The 18,532-nt window shown below is 33.3% G+C and carries 14 protein-coding genes; 6 read left to right on the forward strand and 8 right to left on the reverse strand.

Annotated features, from left to right (window positions below):
• Positions 1–693 (reverse strand): iron-sulfur cluster assembly scaffold protein, encoded by a 693-nt coding sequence (locus QZN33_RS07100; RefSeq protein WP_296790435.1) that lies wholly within the window; start codon positions 691–693, stop codon positions 1–3.
• Positions 694–830: 137 nt separating this feature from the next.
• Between QZN33_RS07100 and QZN33_RS07105 the strand changes: the two genes are divergently transcribed.
• Positions 831–1,127 (forward strand): putative quinol monooxygenase, encoded by a 297-nt coding sequence (locus tag QZN33_RS07105; protein WP_296790442.1) that lies wholly within the window; start codon positions 831–833, stop codon positions 1,125–1,127.
• Between the two features lie 192 nt (positions 1,128–1,319).
• Here the strand turns inward: QZN33_RS07105 and QZN33_RS07110 are convergent, their stop codons facing one another.
• The 4 genes from QZN33_RS07110 to QZN33_RS07125 form a co-directional block, all read right to left on the reverse strand.
• Positions 1,320–1,589, reverse strand: coding sequence for a ferredoxin family protein (locus tag QZN33_RS07110; protein WP_296790444.1), 270 nt, complete (start codon positions 1,587–1,589; stop codon positions 1,320–1,322).
• Entirely contained in the window at positions 1,561–2,571 is a 1,011-nt protein-coding gene (locus QZN33_RS07115; protein WP_296790446.1) for a LytS/YhcK type 5TM receptor domain-containing protein, read from the reverse strand. The genes QZN33_RS07110 and QZN33_RS07115 overlap by 29 nt, the downstream gene beginning before the upstream one ends.
• Before the next feature lie 162 nt (positions 2,572–2,733).
• Entirely contained in the window at positions 2,734–8,583 is a 5,850-nt protein-coding gene (locus tag QZN33_RS07120) for a lectin like domain-containing protein (protein ID WP_296790448.1), read from the reverse strand.
• A gap of 260 nt (positions 8,584–8,843) precedes the next feature.
• Complete coding sequence (locus QZN33_RS07125; protein WP_296790450.1) at positions 8,844–9,818, reverse strand: alpha/beta hydrolase; 975 nt, start codon at positions 9,816–9,818, stop codon at positions 8,844–8,846.
• Positions 9,819–10,031: 213 nt separating this feature from the next.
• Between QZN33_RS07125 and QZN33_RS07130 the strand changes: the two genes are divergently transcribed.
• Positions 10,032–10,898 (forward strand): hypothetical protein, encoded by an 867-nt coding sequence (locus QZN33_RS07130; RefSeq protein ID WP_296790452.1) that lies wholly within the window; start codon positions 10,032–10,034, stop codon positions 10,896–10,898.
• Between the two features lie 26 nt (positions 10,899–10,924).
• Here the strand turns inward: QZN33_RS07130 and QZN33_RS07135 are convergent, their stop codons facing one another.
• On the reverse strand, positions 10,925–11,467 hold the full coding sequence (locus tag QZN33_RS07135) for a flavodoxin family protein (protein ID WP_296790454.1): 543 nt from the start codon (positions 11,465–11,467) through the stop codon (positions 10,925–10,927).
• Positions 11,468–11,560: 93 nt separating this feature from the next.
• Here QZN33_RS07135 and QZN33_RS07140 point away from each other — a divergent pair, with 93 nt between their 5' ends.
• A complete protein-coding gene (locus QZN33_RS07140) occupies positions 11,561–12,283 on the forward strand; it encodes a PD-(D/E)XK nuclease family protein (protein WP_296790456.1) in 723 nt (240 codons plus the stop codon).
• Between the two features lie 403 nt (positions 12,284–12,686).
• Here the strand turns inward: QZN33_RS07140 and QZN33_RS07145 are convergent, their stop codons facing one another.
• On the reverse strand, positions 12,687–14,426 hold the full coding sequence (locus QZN33_RS07145; RefSeq protein WP_296790458.1) for a Na+/H+ antiporter NhaC family protein: 1,740 nt from the start codon (positions 14,424–14,426) through the stop codon (positions 12,687–12,689).
• A 378-nt stretch (positions 14,427–14,804) separates the two neighbouring features.
• Here QZN33_RS07145 and QZN33_RS07150 point away from each other — a divergent pair, with 378 nt between their 5' ends.
• Positions 14,805–15,332, forward strand: coding sequence for a hypothetical protein (locus QZN33_RS07150; protein WP_296790460.1), 528 nt, complete (start codon positions 14,805–14,807; stop codon positions 15,330–15,332).
• Here QZN33_RS07150 and QZN33_RS07155 read toward each other — a convergent pair whose 3' ends face one another.
• A complete protein-coding gene (locus QZN33_RS07155) occupies positions 15,333–16,772 on the reverse strand; it encodes a GNAT family N-acetyltransferase (RefSeq protein ID WP_296790463.1) in 1,440 nt (479 codons plus the stop codon).
• A 160-nt stretch (positions 16,773–16,932) separates the two neighbouring features.
• On the opposite strand from QZN33_RS07155, the gene QZN33_RS07160 reads away from it, so the two are divergent.
• A complete protein-coding gene (locus QZN33_RS07160) occupies positions 16,933–17,883 on the forward strand; it encodes a ketopantoate reductase family protein (RefSeq protein WP_296790465.1) in 951 nt (316 codons plus the stop codon).
• A 192-nt stretch (positions 17,884–18,075) separates the two neighbouring features.
• Complete coding sequence (locus QZN33_RS07165) at positions 18,076–18,531, forward strand: hypothetical protein (RefSeq protein WP_296790468.1); 456 nt, start codon at positions 18,076–18,078, stop codon at positions 18,529–18,531.
• The last annotated feature ends 1 nt before the right edge of the window (position 18,532 follow it).

Raw genomic sequence — 18,532 nt, forward strand, 5'->3', positions numbered from 1 at the left:
TTATTCACTCCTCGGATCTATTTTTTTAGCTGCATCATCAAATCTTCCGTACTGGCCTGTTGCATTGTCAATAGCTTCCATAGGGTCAACACCTTCTTTGATTTGATCAAGCATTACGCCTAAGTTAATGTATTTGTAACCTATAATTTCATCATCGCTGTCAAGGCCTATTTCTGTAATGTATCCTTCTGTAAGTTCAAGATACCTTGGACCTTTTTCTTTGGTTGAATATATTGTTCCTACCTGGCTTCTGTGACCTTTTCCCAAGTCTTCAAGTCCAGCACCGATTTGAAGACCTCCTTCAGAGAATGCTGACTGAGTTCTTCCGTATACAATCTGGAGGAACAGTTCACGCATTGCAGTGTTGATTGCATCACAGACCAAATCGGTGTTCAATGCTTCAAGAATTGTTTTTCCAACAAGAATTTCACCAGCCATTGCTGCTGAGTGAGTCATTCCTGAACAACCTAATGTTTCTACCAATGCTTCTTCTATTATACCCTCTTTAACATTTAAAGTTAATTTACAACATCCTTGCTGCGGTGCGCACCAGCCGATACCGTGAGTGAAACCTGAAATATCAGATACTTCTTTTGCTTTAACCCATTTTCCTTCTTCAGGAATTGGAGCAGGGTCATGATTTGCACCTTTTCTAACAAGACACATATTTTCAATTTCTGTTGAATATATCATCTTCTTTCTCCAAATAATTTTTACTGTTTTAATATATCTGGTTTTTAATTAAAGTATTTTTGCAAACTTCCCGATGTTAAATATATTTAACATAAATATTAAGTATAATGAAAATTATAAGTTTTTTTGGTGATAACATGGATTTCATATTAGTTTTAGCAAATATTGAACCAAAAGAAGGTTGTCAAGATAGTATTATAGAAGTTGCCGATGAATTGATATTTGAAACCTTACAGGAAGAAGGTAATATTGATTATAAACTTTTAAAATCTATAAATGATGATTGTTTGACATTTGTTGAAAAATGGGAATCATTAGATGTTCTTAAAAGACATATGGCATCCCCTCACTTTTTAAACTTCGGCGAAGAAAGTGAAGAATTTATCAAAAATATGACTATTCAAGTTATAGGTGCTGATGAACTCAGCCTATAATTCTATTTTTTATTTTATAAATGTAGATAATCAAATTCAAATTTTTTAATTTAAACTATTTCTTTTATAATTTTAATGAAAGATTCATTTAAACTGATAAGTTTTATATTAACTATTAAAATTATCAATTACTTCTTTTAGAATTGGATAATGGAATTTACAGAAAAAAATAAGAAGATGAAAATTTCATCATTAATTTACGGTAATGCAGTCATTAGGACAAATTGCCATGCATACCTTGCAGCTCCTGCATACCTGTGCGTCACGGACTGTTGAAACCTCATCGACAATCATCAAAACATTGTTAGGACATGCAATGGAGCATTTCTCACAACCATCACATTCATCAGTGTTAATGTCAATGTGGCAATCCTCAACTACTTCTTCAGTTTTATCTTTCTTGTTTCTTTTAAAAAATGAACCTAAACCCATATCAGTCACTCTCTTTTGATTTGTTTTCATTCAGTTTCTCTTCCAGTTTCTCAATCCGTTCTTCATATTTTTTTAAGGAAGTTTTTAACTCTTCAAGTTCAGTTTCAGGATCTTTATCATCGTCAGATTCCTCATCTCTTGTTTCAGATATAACCAGCTTAAAGAGAATTATTCCGACAACAGCTGCAAATGCCATAGGTGCATAGATATTAAGGATTATAGGAATACTTTCTACTCCGCAGCAGACGATAATCATCAGCATTTCAAAACCAATAAATAAAAACATTAGAATTGCTGATTGGTGAGTTCTTAAAAATCTTTTTCCATTCCAGATATATACAGCACTTGAGAGAAATCCGCAGATGACTGTTGAAATAGCACATGGAACAACAGTAAGGCCTCCCAGACATAATCTTAAAGCACCACAGAGAAAAGCCGTTGGAATTCCTACAATAGGTCCTCCGAACATTCCTGCCATCATTACAGTCATAGTCCTCACATTAGATGAATAACTTCCATAATCCAGAGACATGAATGTTGCAAGAAAGCCCAACATCAAGAAAAATATCATACAGAAAATTTTATCCCTGCGAGTGTAGTCACGGACAATAAGAGATTTCATAAATTTCAGCCTGATTGCTAAAATCAAGATAATCAGAACAATTGCCAAAATCATGAACATATCAACGAAAGGTTCCAAAGAGAGAAAATCATTAGCTATTGAATTAAAATATGATACTGACAGACCCAACATACCCATTATGAGAAGATATCCTATTTCATATAATGCACTGTCACCCAATGACCTTAATCTTGGCAGTCTTGAAGATATAAAACCGAATATGATTAGAACTGAAGCTATTGTAGCGTAATTTTCCAAATCAGAAATAGAAAATTGAAAAACATTTTTTGAAGATTCTAAAATTATAATTACCCATAATGCCACATTCACTATCAGCAGCAGCAGATAGGTTAACTTAATTTTATTGTCCAGCTTGTTAATAGTCTTCATATGATATCCTCATAATCAAAAGTCAGTTAATATTAATTTAATCAAACAACTATTTAAAAAATTTTATTTGAACAATAAATTTTTTAAAAACATTGATAAATTGTAAAAAAAATAGTGAAAAATAATTTAAAATAAAAAAAAGAAATAAGTGATTTTGGTCACTTATTTAACAGTAATTTTAACCTTTTTAGTTACTTTATTGAAATTGGAGTTTCCGGAATATGTAACAACAGCTGTGAAAGCTCCTTTTTTAGTTAATTTGGTAAGTTTAAATGTTGCCTGTCCTTTTGTGTTTGTAGTAGCCTTATATGTTTTACCGTTGACTTTTATGGTGATTTTCTGTTTTTTATAAACTTTGTTTTTATTTGTTTTTAAGGTAACCACGTATTTTTTGGTCTTATCTTTAACTTTAAAGGTCTTTTTAGCTGCAGTTAATTTCGGAGTTGCCTTTTTAACTACAACTTTAACTGTCTTTGTAATTCCGTCAATATTGTCTTCGCCGGCATAGGTTATTTCTGCATAATAGGTTTTTGCACCTAATGATGCAGGAACTGTGATTTCAGCATCTCCTTCACTTGAAATTACAGCAGGATAAACTTTATTGTTCAATTTGACAGTTATAATACTTCCGGCCAGAATATTGCCTCTGGTATCTTTCAGTGTCATGACAATCTTTTTGCTGGTTCCGTAAGTGGTTGTAACACCTGAAGCTGTTAAAACAGATGCAATTCTGTAAACTGTAAATGGAGTGGATTTTGAAACTGGATTGTATGCATCATTTCCATTATAGGTAACTTTAACCTGATATTCACCAGGGTCAATACCGTCAAGTATACATTCTCCGCCTTCGAGTGGAATTTCATAAAGTTCTCCATTATCAAATACAAATTCAACAACACCTGTAGCTGCTTTCGGTAAAACAACTTTTAAAACATTTACTCCATCCTTTTTAACTACAGATACATCAAATGTTGGAGTTGATTTTGTAATAACCAGTTTGGAATCTTTGATTTCTCCGGTAACAGGATTTACAGCAGATACAGTATATTCGCCTTTATCCAAAGTAGGTTCGAAAGTTGCAATACCTTCGCTGCTGGTTGTTTGTTTGTATTCCTGATTACCTACTTTAAATGTAACCTGAGTATTTTTGATTAGATTACCGTTAGTGTCCCTGAATTCCGCACTCAATTTTGAGTATGAAACATCTTCAGTACTACTTGTGACAGTAATTGTCGATTTTACAGTAATTTCAGAAAAAACAGTCTTATCGTCGAAACTGCAGTATACACTGTAAGTTCCAGGGTTTAATTTTTCATTAAGTGTAGCAACACCCCTACTGTCAGTTGTAATATTATATACTTTATCAGCGATAGTCACGGTTACAGTTTCACCGCTGACAGGGTTATTGAAGTTAGTTAAAGTAACTGCGAATTTTTCAGAACCACCATAATATTTTGTTACTATTGGGGCAGTTATTGTGTAGTTTGTATGCTCATAAGTAAAATTCATAGTCTCTGACATAATATTGTTGAAGTTAGGATCTCCGATATAATTCGCATATACATCATATGAACCTTCATCAAGAACGATTAATGCAAGTATTGCTTGACCTCCTTCAATAATAGTGACATACTTATTTGACCCCATAGTAAATATAACATTACCGACTGCAGAAGTCTGTGTGAAACTAGCAGTTATAAATACAGAATCTCCACGTTTGGATTTAGAAATTGAAAGTGTAGGAGTTGTTTTAAAGATTGTTATCTTTGACTGTTTTTTCTCACCGTTGTACAGGTTTACAGCTGTAACAGTGTGAGTTCCGACAGGCAGGTCAACATCTGCACTTGCATATCCGTATTCATCAGTGACTGCTCCATATTCTTTTCCGTTAACAATGAATTTAACATCTTTATTTTCCAGAGGTTTTAAATCAGTTCCGACATAATAGTTGAAAGTTGCCTCTACTTTGGAATCTAAATACTGACCGCTTAAATCATCCATATCAATTGTGGATTCAACGAAAAGATATTTCATTAATGACTGACCTTTGTATTCAAATAATACCACATATTCACCCACTTCCAAATCAGGTCTGAAAATAGCTTGTCCATTTTCATCAGTTGTAGCATTATATTTTATATTTCCTATTGTTGCATAAACGACTTCGCCTTTGACACCAACCCATTTTACTTTGCCATTTTCAGTTTCTTTTTTAAGTATAGTAGCTATAGTTCCTGCACTGCCGTAATAACCTAAAAAATCACTTGAAGATAATGTATATGGATTTTCGGTGACTGAAAATTCTCTTGTGTCTGAAGAAACTTTAAAGTTGCCGTCACCTGAAAAAATTGCAGATACTGTATAATCTCCGTTTGCAAAGGCATTGGCTAGTGTATAACTAGCATAAGCAACAATCCTATTTTCATCATTTATACGTGTATAATTGGCATTAGCTTTATACACTTTATCCCCAATAACGAAATTGACATGAGGATTATTTTTTTCGAAACGTGTCATTACAGTAAGAGTTGCATTAGTATCAATAAATGCGTTAAATGTGACTGAAGAACCTGACTGAGTAATTGAAAGTATACATGATGTATCTACAGGCATTATATCCAATAGGAACTGTTTTTTCTCACCGGTGACAGGGTTTGAAACTGATACTAAATATTTGGACACTGGTAAGCTAACTTTAGAGGAAGCTCCACCTGCAGCATCAGTGATTGCATCAGCTTTAGTGTTAAACTGAGCATTTACTCCATAAAGATCAATATCGAATGTAACTTTTGCATTTGTAAGAGCATTACCGTCAGTATTTAAAAAGGATGCTGAAATTTGAGAATCACCATATTCCTGAGTGAGATCATTGGTAACAATTGTTGATAAAACTGTGAATTTGGATGTTGCAACTTTTCCACCATATACAGCAGAAATCTGATATGTTCCAACAGTCAAGTTCAAATCACGGACAATCTGACCGTTAGCATCACTTTTTGCTACAGTGTATTCTTTTCCATTTACTAAAATTCTAACATTTGCACCGCTTAAAGCTTTACCGTCGTTAGTTAATGTAACTGCATAATTTCCAGATGCTCCATAGAATTTAGATACATCATTTGCCTGAATAACTAAATCTGCCTGAGGAGTTTTGACTACATTAGCCTGGAATTTTATGACATTGGAAGTCACTCTACTGGATTTGAATTGAGCTGAAATATCATATGTTCCTTCTTTATCAAAGGAGATGTTTAAAACAGCATTTCCGTTTTCAACTTTGGCAAAGTAACTTTGACCGTTGATTGTGAATTCTACAAGACCGTCAATTGGATGGTTTACTCCATCAACAACATAATTTTGAGGAAGATTTAATTGAATATTGACTAAATCATTAACGTTAATGCTGCTGAAAGGATTGGAGCCTCCACCTAACTGGTCTACATCGATGGATATTTCATTTAAACTTTTTGAACGGGCGAATGCTTTTATACAAGCTACACCCTGAGCATTTTTATATAAATCATTCCAAGTAGAACCATCGGTACTGAAAAATGAAATGTCTTCACAGGAAATTATATTATCAATACCTTTTGCTGTACAAAGTGGGAAGTAAACCTGTCCTTCATTGAAAATCTTGATTGCAATTTCGAATGTGTCTCCTTTTTTCAAATTAACTTCTTTATCAAACGGAATTGTATAATATCCTTTATAATCAGAGGAGCCGTTCTGTGAAGTTACAAGTTCTCCGTTCAGGTAGACATAAGCTGTGAAATTAGTAGGTTCATCAAAGTATGTTGAAAATGCAGACAATATTTCATCATTTTTAGCAGTGAACTTATTTTTTATATAAACTACGCCACCAGACAAGCTATGAAAATCGCTTTTTCCTGCAAAATCATACTGGTATACATTGCTGTACTCTCGCTCATCATCAAAGATGAATGTATAACCGTAGCTGATAGGCTGCTGGTAGGAAAGGTATCCGTAACCGTTATATCCCCAATCGGAACCCCAGCTGTTTTTAATTATCCATGCACCAAGTGCCTTATTTCCTAAAAAGTCACTACTGGTGAATTCATCATCCCATCCGACAATGGTAACTGCGTGACCCTGATTTGCAGATAAATCAATACCGATTGAAACAGCACCATATTTCAATACTGCCTTTTTGATTTCGTCATTGTCATAGAAATTTTTCCGCTCAGGCAAAATGCAGACATTCTGAACATGGATTAAAGAATCAAATATTTTAGATATTGCTGAGTGATCATCATAAACATCATATTCGTCATATATCGGACCGAACCAGCTTGCAAGATAAGCTATAAACATATAGAGGTTTCCACCGTTGTTTACTCCAGCATCCAAATCAAACAGGGAATATTCTGACATCAGGTTTTTAACGTTTTCTTCAGAAAAATCATAAGCAATTCCGGTTGCTTTTTTAATGCATGCTTCCAATGTGGCAATACCTGAAAATGCCCAACAGTTTCCTCCCTGAATCTGGTCTTTGACCGGAGTAATATATCCGTATTTTCTTGAATCGTAAAATGTTGGTATAACTTCAATTGATTCCGGTGAGAATTTAATTACAGGAACTGATTCATAATAATCAATATTATAAACATTTCCATATACTAAAAGAACATAAGTGTTATCATAAGTGTTTCCATTTTCTGTGACCTTAACATTATCTCCGTCAATAAATACGATTACTCCTTCATCAGCTTTTGAATCGACAAACTGGTTGTTTGATAATTCGAATGAATCTGAAAATCTGTTAAATATGCTTCCTCCGGTTTCAGCCTGGGTTTTGTTGAAGATATTTTTTGAAAGGACAATGTTTCCGTACATATTGTAGATAGAACCGCCGTAATATTCAGCATGGTTATTTATGAATTTGGTATTGGTAACTGTTGAATTAGATTTTAAGTTACAGATTGCTCCTCCAAAATCGGAATAACCGTCTGTGAATGTGGAATCAGCAATATTTAATGTTATTCCAGTGGAATATATTGCACCACCTGCATCACCTAATGACTTATAATTAGTAAATATGACATTGTTGATGTCTAATCTGCCTGAAAATGCAGCAATTACACCACCGAAACTATTAGATTGAGATTTAGTAAACTGAGAATCTTTCAAATACAGGTCAGTTGAATTGGAATATATTACACCACCATATTTGGAATTAGTAAGTTCAAATGAGGACTTAATAATTTTGAAATTGGATTTAATACTGTAAATTGCACCTCCAAAGTTGCTTGCAGTGGAATTGTAAAATTTACAGTTTTGAATGTTTGCAATAGTATTATATGCAGCTATAACTCCACCTGACAATGCAATATTGTTTTTAAAATCACAATTTGTTAAATTTAAAGTAGTCTTTTTATTTGAAGGAGTGTCACAGATAATTACTCCACCATATGAAGAATCATAGTATTTGGACACATATGAATAAGACAAACTTGGCATATTATCAGGATTAAAACCTACACTGTCCTGGAATACAACATTCTCAGCTATCAGATTAGCCTGATTGTTAATGTGAACACCTATCATTGTTAAGTTTTTCAAAACAAAATAAGAATTATCAGTAACAGTAAAATCAAACTTGTGTGATAAGCCAGACTGCAAAATAGTATTTTCGGAACCTATAAATGTTGTCGGATATTTTGAAGAAGAATAAATTGAGTTTGCCTCAGAAATAGTATACACACCATCAGCGAAATAAACTGTATCACCGTAATTTATCCTGTCAGCTTTATAAACTTTATATGGATTTGATTGGGAACCATCTCCATCACTACTAGCAGATGCATCAAAGTAAACCGCAGAAGTGGACAATGAACTGCTTGCCTGCAGATTCGTATCATTTACATCATTTCCGGTTACTTGAAGCACCTGTACATCTGTTTCATCTGTTATGTCATTTGCAAAAACGCCTGAGACTGTAAACATCAGACATATTACCATGCAAATTAATAACATTATCTTTTTACTTTTCATTAAAAACACCGGAATTTTATTTGAAAATTATATTTTCTGAATATTATACACTTATTTTTGTTATTATACATATATTAATGTAATTGAAAAAAAAGCTCAAAAACCTATGTAAAAATATTATTTTTTCAAATATCAATTAAATACGGACATATGTTAGAGAAACATAATTTTAGACAATATTCAAAAAAAATCAATGAATATCAAAAAAGTAACCTAATTTTAAACTTAAGAATTAAAAAAAAGTAAATCCCAAAAAGGGATTATAAATTTTTGCTGTAAAACTCTGCAATCTTATCAAAAGGTATTACATCAGTTTTATAGTACAAATCGGTGTGGACTGCATCAGGAATAATCATCAGTTCCTTGTTGTCCCCTGTCAGTTTTGCAAATTCATCTTCTGAGAAATATCTTGAGTGAGCCTTTTCACCGTGAATCATCAAAATCGGAGTTCTAATCTCATCTGAGTATGCAATTATAGGCTGTGAGATGAATGACATGCATCCTGTTACATTCCATCCGTCATTTGAACCAGGGGATCTTGGATGATATCCTAACTCCTTGATGTAGAAGTTGTGATAGTCAACTACAAATTGAGGCAAATCGTCAGTGAGCTCTTTAATTACTCCACCTGCCCTTGCATATTCGCCGTTTTTATAGTCTTCAGTCCTCTGATTGTTTAAAGCCACTTTCATTTCATATCTTGCATCTGCATTGTCATCTGCATCATAGTATCCTTTTGCGTTGATACGTGTCATGTTATACATTGTTGATGTTACAGTTGCCTTGATACGTGTATCGATGGATGCTGCATTTAAGGCCATTCCTCCCCATCCGCAGACACCGCAGATTCCGATTCTTTCAGAGTCTACATCATCATGAGTTGCCAAAAAGTCAACTGCAGCCTGAAAGTCTTCAGTGTTGATGTCGGGAGATGCCATAAAACGAGGATGGCCACCGCTTTCACCGGTAAATGAAGGGTCAAAAGCTATTGTTAAAAATCCATATTCAGCTAAAGTCTGTGCATATAAACCTGAAACCTGTTCTTTAACAGCACCGAATGGTCCGCAGCATGCAACAGCTGGCAGTTTACCATCTGCATTTAAAGGTTTGTACAAGTCTGCAGCTAATGTAATTCCATATCTGTTAACAAAGGTTACCTTTTCATGATGTACTTTATCGGATTTTGGAAATACCTTATCCCATTCTTCGCATAATTCTAGTTTTTCACATTTCATAATTATCACTTACATTTTAATTTAGGAGAGATAATATTTAAAATGTTGTATTTTACAACAAATTATAAATAATAAAAAATAACAAGAACGCAGCAATATTGAAATTAAAGAGTTAAATTGACTTTAATTAAAACAAATCTTTTATATAATACTTATTACAAATTTTTAAGCAATAATATGGTTTAAATATGAAAATAAAAAGTTGGTGATTAAATGAGTATTGAAAATCAGAAAAACCGTGATTTGTTTTTAAAAATTTGTTTCATGTATTTCTTGAATAATATATTAAATGTTTTAGATATAGATGAAGAAATAGACGATATTCTTCCAACAGAATTAATAACTGTCGATAAGAAAGGAAGATTAAAAATATTCGATGATTTACAAGATTTTAGAGTATCCACAAAATCAGGTAAAATCATCATATTCGAGTTCAAAAAGAATACACTTAGAAGTGATGATTTACAACAACTGTACAACTATTACAAAAGAACTTATTGTAAAGAAAAAACAGACATAATTGCAATACTTATTGTAATTTCTAAAGAGGGTAAAATAACAGAATATAAAGAACTTGATATAACATATCACCCAAGAATAATTAAAACCAAAAAAATCAACAAACAAGAAGATTTAAAAATTATTAGGGACAAATTTGAAAATAATGAAATATTGACTTCAATGCAATGCTCATTATTAATTACTTTTCCATTATTTGAATTAAATGAAAAAGAATCGAAAATCGTTGAAGAAATGTGCAATAATATCAAATTCAAAAAACATTGTATTCCAAAAGAAAAAATAGATGAAATTATCATGGCAATGTATTTAAATATTCTGGAATACATTGAACCAGACAAAATAGATAACTTGATGGAGATGATTGAAGTGACAACCAGAACCGAAGGCGTAATTGCAAAAATGAAAAGAGAAGAAAGAAATATTGGTAAAAATAATGGTATAACCCAAGGTGAAAGAAACATCATATTGGAATTGTTAAAAAAATATTCACTTACAGAAGTTTCCTCAATGATAGAAAAAGATGAAAGTGAAATAAGAAAAATAGTTGGAATAGATTAGAATTTAATCTAATCTACTTTTTTTGTTTAAAATTTTAAGCCTAATTCATAAGCTTCTTTTAATTTGTCTTCCTGTTCTTCAGCTACAATTCCTGCAGGGCCTGCTGAACCTGCATCTACATGACCAATAACTTCATATCCCATGAATGTGAATGGTGAGAATTTGGTAAGTTCAATATAATCTGCATAGGTTCCTTCAGGCTGATTTTCAGTAAATATCAATGCTGCTTTTCCGGATAAGCTTTTATCAGGGTTTTGGCCGATTGCATAGAATCTGTCAATGATCAGTTTACCTTGAGCAGTCATCTGACCGTAGTAGATTGGTGTTGCAAATATTACACCGTCAGCTGATACTAAATCATCGATAATTTTGTTTCCGTCGTCAGCTCTTACGCATTCAGGATTTTCAGCACAGTACATGCATGCTTTACATGGTGCGATATCACAGCCTTCGAGGAAGTATTTTACTACTTCGCCGCCGTTTTCTTCAATACCTTTAATCATTTCATCCATTAATACGTCGCAGTTTCCGCCTTTACGTGGGCTTGCTTGAAGTGCTACAATTTTCATTTTTTATACTCTCCGATTAATAAAGTGAACAAAATCTCACTAATTATATTTTATACAAACTTATTTAAAATATTTTTTACAAAAATTTAACCTATGAAATTATCCAAATCAAAAGTCAACACATATCTCAAATGTCCGCGTGAGTTCAAGTTTCAGTATATTGATGAAATTGAAATGAAACCGAACAAGTATATGGCACTTGGAAGCGATGTTCATCTGATAGCTGAAAAGTTTACAGACAAATTTGAGGACAATCTGGACGATGTGGATATTCAAAACGAACTGATTAAAGTTGCCAATGAATTGGATATAGGATATGGTCTTGATGAACATATTGACAATTTAGGACTCTTTTTTAAGGAAGTCTTTGTTGACAGGGACTATAAGTTATTTTCTAATGAGGAATATCTCCTTGACAAGAAAAACAGGTTTTCCGGAATCTGTGATATCATATTGGAAGATGAAAACGGAAAGCTTACTGTAATAGACTACAAGACAAGCAATTCAAATTCCTTTTCAAAGTACCGTCTGGAGCTTTGCTACTATAAGTTACTTGTTGAAAATGTCTACCACAAACAGGTAAATAAAGTTGGAGTGTTTTTTACAAAAAACGGACGTTTAAGACTTCTTGATGTATGTGAAGAGGAAAACAAGCGCAAGAATTTATGTTATTCTGAAATTGATGATGCAGTCGATACCCTTCATGAAGTACGTGAAAAAATCAACAGAAAAGAGTTTCCGGCTAAAAAACAATACTTATGCAGGTACTGTACCTACAGACACCTGTGTGATGATGAATTTTATTTTTTCCGATGAAAAAAAAGAAAAAGAGAGTTAATTTTCATTAACTCATGAAGTAAAGATTGAAAAGAATGCAATATTGCTGTAATCTCCTTTTTCAGAAGCCTCAACTATTTTTCGAGCCATATTTGCACTTTTAGATATGAATTTGGTGTAAATCTGTATAAAAAAACTAAAATTATTGAAATAATGAATAACCTTTTGCTTTTCGTATTTTCACCTCCTTTTAAATCAATCAGTAAAACATATTACAATCCATATATAAAACTTACGGAAAAGGAAGCATTTTTTAAATAAAAGCATTAAAATGAATATAATTAACTAAGACACTATTTAGTTTAGTTGTAAACTATTTAGTGAATTAGTAAACTAATTAGTCTACTAAGAAACTAATTTTTTAAAAAAAAAATAATAAAGTTTAGGAAGTGGCCTCTTCCTCAACTTCATCAAAATCGACTTTCTCACCAAGTATCCTAAGACCGATAAACATTGCTACAACACCTAGCGGAATGCAGATGAACCATGGAACACCGAATCCTGCAGGCAGGTAACCTAACACTATAGCAATTACAGCTACGAATATTGCATAGTAGATTTGTGTTTGTACGTGGTCTATATGGTTACAGCTTGTTCCCATTGATGAGAGAATTGTTGTATCTGAAATAGGTGAACAGTGGTCTCCGAAAATTGCTCCAGTCAGCACTCCACTGGTACAGACGATAGTAAAGCTCATATCACCTGAACTTACCGCCCATCCGAGCGGAATAGCCAGAGGCATAAGAATACTCATTGTACCGTATGCTGTACCAGTTGCAAAGGAAATCAATGCACCTAAAATAAAGATAAGTGTCGGTACGATAAATGCAGGTATTGAACCGCTCAGGATTCCTACCAGATAATCAGCAGTTCCGACCTCACCGATTACAGCACCGAGGGACCATGCAAGAAGAAGTATTACACCGGTAATAACGATGGTTTTCATACCGCCGATCCATTCGGATATTGCATCTTCAATGGTAAGTATCTTTTCACCGACTGCCATAACTATTGCAACGATTGATGCTAAAAGTGCAGCCTGGAAAAGTGCAACAGATGCATCTGAAGCTGACAATGCTTCAAATATACCATTGAATGATAATGGGGATGTTTTCATCAGAGTTATGAGAGCCTGATCTTCTCCGCCTAAAATTGAGGTGTATCCGCTCCAGTAAAATGCGATAAGTGCTCCTACAATCAGTGTAAGAATAGGTATGACAGCGTTCCATACTGAAAGTTTGATTCCTTCAACAGGTTTTACTTCATCAAAACCAGGTGCTTCTGCAACAACAACAGGTTCGTCATCTTTTCTGGCACGTGCCTTCTGTTCTGCCTTTTTCATCGGACCGAATTCATATAGGGTAGCTGCTGAAATTACAATAAATAAAAGGATAAATATATTGTAGAACCTATATGGTATGGTCTGCAGGAATATTCCAAAACCTGTTGCATTTGATACTCCGACTGACTGGAAACCGGCAGCGATAAGACTTATTTCAAGACCGATCCATGTTGAAATAATAGCAATACCTGCCACAGGAGCAGCAGTTGCGTCAACTACAAATGCCAGTTTCTCTCTAGATACTTTAAGTTTGTCCATTACAGGTCTCATGATTGGACCTACGATTAAGGAGTTTGCATAATCGTCAAAGAATACACATAATCCTAATAACCAAGTGAATAATTGAGCTTTTCTAGGAGTGTTGGCTCTTTTAGCAAATGAATCTGCAAGAGCTTTTGCCCCACCCATTTTTGTAATCAGCTGGATTACTCCACCGATAAGCAGACATTGAAGAATAATACCTGCATTCCATGGGTCAGCCATACAGGTGATTACCTGTGAAGCCAGATTAAGGAACGCATTTACGATAGTGGAAATGATATTGATGTCATTTGCACATAACATAAACTCTCCAACGAAAACACCTATAAACAATGATAAAATTGTTTCTTTTGTTATAAATGCCAATATAATAGCTACAAGAGGTGGCAATAATGTCAATATTCCAAATCTTACAGAATTATCGGCATCTGCAGGTGTTTGAGAAATCCATAAAGATAAAACAAAAAGAAGTATTATTGAAACAGCAACAATTAATCCCATTCTTATTTTATCATCCATCTAAAATCACACCATTTTCCTAAAAATTTATAATTCTAATTGTTATATTTAACAAATCAGTAATATAAGACAATATTAAATATTTTATGAATTACATAGTTCTATTTATTCTTTATAATATAATAAAGTTTAGTATTAATTTTAATTACTTAAATTTTGTTTAAATTTATCATTTTATTTAGATATTTTTCAAATTAATCATTAATTATTAAAATAACCATGATTTTCTATAAATTATTCAAAAATATAGTGATTATAATGGATAACATATACACAATCCGAGTGAAAAAAAATATAATAGTCCGAATAGACAAACTGCATCAAAAAAATAATTATTATATAGTTTAAATTAAATATCTTTAAATAGGTGAAAACATAATGAAAAAACTTTATGCTTTGCTTGTAATTTTAATAATTTTATACATAGGCATCAATGCCGGCGCAGGCAATCTGCCGTTTGGAGACTCAACACCGGCAACCAATGATACTTCCGCAGGAAATAATGGTGTTTCAAACAGCACTTTTCCCAATATGGACAATTTTACAAGCAACAAGGTTAATGATTCTGCAGTAAGCTATAATGATTCCAACTATAACATGACAATTTATGTTACAACACTTGATGACGGTCAGAAGGTTGAAGATATTGTTTCAAACCTGTTGAGTTCCGGACAATACACATCAAACCAGACTATTGATCAAAACGGCGTAACTGCATACTTCCTTTACAATGAAGGCGTTGAATCATACAGTGCAGACATCTACTTCAATAAAAACAATAAAAACTACGTGATTTCAGGTGACGATATCTCATATGAAGACAGTGACTACTTCATTAATCACTGCAAATATCTCATAGACACCAGCAGTTCATCAGGAGATTCCGGCGGTTTTTCAAGATGGTAATTAATTTTCATTAATTTCATCGATAATATCAATAAATTCATCGTTAAATTGCTTCAGGTAATTTAACACTATTTCTTTTTTATCCAGACCATCATTTTCATAGAAATAAGCTTCAAAATCACTGTAGTCAACCATATTCAGACAGTATTTTTCATATACATTAAGAGGATGATTATCCATGAATGTCCATCCCTTTTCAGTGATTTTGCCATTGCAGAAATATCTGTTTTCCTCCAAATACTTTTTGAGAATACTCCATTCAATATCATATGTATTTACTATTGTAAATATTGAATATTCCACCTCAATTCCCTGTGCAATTAATTTTAAGAACTTATATGCAACAAAACGAATGTCTTCACTCAATTCTACCTGATTAAAGTTTGTAAACTCCATCAGACTGTCCATCTTTTCCTCAGGGTCAAATTCAAGATTGATTCCACAGAAATGGCAGAACTTGTCATGGCTGTCAATTGGCATGCTGCAGTATGGGCATACGTCGCTGTGGGACTTTATTGAGGGCTCCACATCCTCCTTGAAAAGATATGCAAGCCTTATCATCAGAGATTCATTTACAATCATTCCGGCTTCGTATTCTTCTATCATCTGCTGCTTGATTCTCACTGCCTTTTCATGAGTTACATGGGCATCATCTATGAGAGATTCAATGTATGGTGAAAACTCATCGCCCGAACCCACCACATCCTCAATGGAATATGATTTTACCGGTAGCATGTCCTCCAAATCAAGTATTACATTCATTATCTCAACATCTCTGCTTATGAATATCTCCCTGATTTTGGAAAAATAGTTTTCATCAATAAATCTGCGGTTTTCAAGCACGTCATAATGAATTATATCATAGTTTAAAGGTTCGCTGTAGGCAATGTGAGTGTTTTCCAAATCCAGAATGTGAATGCTTGCGCAAATGTTCAGGTCATAAAAATGGGTTGAAAGCTCTTCTGAAGCGTCATAATTGCCGTTTGAAATGACATGACTTCCGGGAATGATAAATTCAAGAGAACTTGCAACAATGTTTTGGGTTATCTTTTTTGCAAGACCATATCTTAAAAGCAGTTCTACAACCAGTCTTGTAGGCTCCATTATGCTTGGCTTGTTGTGCTCCTTCATGGTTTTTAAAAGCTCATCATGAAAAATGCCGTTTCCCCGAAACTCCGGAAGAACATAGATATTGTTGATGGCAACTGTTATAAATTCCCTTGAAAAGTCATAGCTGCAAAATCCAACTACCTTATTTTCAAAAACAAGTTCCTTAAACAGACTGCATTCATCGGCCTTCAGAATTATTCCTTCATCGATAATGGCTTCATAAATGTATATATAATGCTTTTTAAGGATATCAGCTACATTCAAGGTATTTTCACTTAAAAATATCTTTTGTGTATTATCCTCTTTAATAATATAATCGGTAGTTGCCATATAATCACTTAAAATAAATATTATATTTAATTATATTTAAATTAATCGATTGAGAAGTCTTTTTTAGGTAAAACTAATTAAAAAATTTAGTTATATCAAAAAATAAGTAAAATTAGGCATAACTAAATATTTTTATAACATAAAAATAAAAATTTAAATGATGAAGATTTTAGTGATTGGGGCCGGAGCAGTTGGAATCGGTCTTGCAGCATCATTGATGTCCCAGAATGCTGACGTTTCAATTTATGCAAGAGGCGAAACTGCAAAGGCTATTAAAAAAAATGGAATTAAACGATGCGGACTTTTTGAAAACTACTCATTCAGCTCAGATGAAGTTAAGGTATTCAGTGACTACAGAGATATTGCCAAAAACAGCTTTGACTATGTATTTATTACATCAAAAACAACTGCAAATGACGACATTTCACAGAAACTGAATGAATTCAGAGACATTTTAAAAACTGACTTCAAGATTATCATCTTTCAAAACGGCTTTGGAAATGACAATGCATATCTCAGATACTTTGATAAAAGCGAAGTTTTCTGCGCAAGACTAATTACCGGTTTTGCACGCCATGACCGGTACATAAGTGAAGTTACAGTATATACTGAACCTATTCAAATCGGATCACTTCAAAATCAGGACCCGAAAGACCTAAAAGAGATTGCAGATATGATTGCCGCATCAGGTATAGGCTGTGAGCTTACAGATGAAGTGGACAAATATCTCTGGGCAAAAATGCTTTACAACTGCGCATTAAATCCACTGGGCACTATTCTTGATGTAAACTACGGAAAACTGACTGAAAATGAATATTCAAAAGAGATTATGGACAGAATTATCGATGAGATATTTGATGTAATCAATGCAAGCGAATATGAGACTTTTTGGGACAATTCTGAAGAATACAAGAAAATTTTCTACAATAAACTTGTTCCGGACACCTATGAACACATCTCATCCACCCACCGGGATGTGAAAAGGAAAATTAAAACCGAAATTGATTCCCTTAACGGCAGCGTTATCAGACTTGCTGAGACATATGGCATTGATGTAAGTACCAACAGAATTATTTATAATTTAATTAAATCAATAGAAAATGACTTCTAAATTATAAGAATAATCTAAAACTTTATATATGTTGAAAGGCAATATACTATTGTTCATATTGTTATATACTATTTTTTTATAATATGAACAATGGTGATGGTTGAAATGAGCATTCGTTTGTATTCCTTTAGTGGTGTTTAGGAAGATTTAAAAAATCTTTTTTTGTAGAAATTAACGATTATAGTGATTATTATGAGCGAACTTAAAGAATTAATTAATAATTATATTGAACTTGAAGAAAAACTGGATGAAATCGAAGATAATGAATCCGAAGAATTTCAAACCTTAGCAGGCGAACTCCATGACATGGGCCATGAAATCGACCATTTAGTCTACAACGAAGAATTCGTAATCGTCTATAATGCAGATACTGAAGATGACGAAGTAATTGCACTTATCATCAGTGACGAAGAGGAAGACAGGGAAGAATTTTTAATTCCTGTTTACACCGATGAGGAAGAAGCTAAAAAAGCAATCGAATCATTTAGTGATGAATCCGGTGAAGCTAACTTCAAATGTGACAAAGCTAATGGAAATGCAATCGTTCAGGCATATGCCGATGACGAAGAATTTTTAGGATTGGCTATCAATGCACCTCAATGTGACTTTGTCATATTCGCTGAAGAGGTTCATGACTGCTGTGATTAAA

The sequence above is a fragment of the uncultured Methanobrevibacter sp. genome, assembly GCF_900314615.1.
Classification (GTDB): domain Archaea; phylum Methanobacteriota; class Methanobacteria; order Methanobacteriales; family Methanobacteriaceae; genus Methanocatella.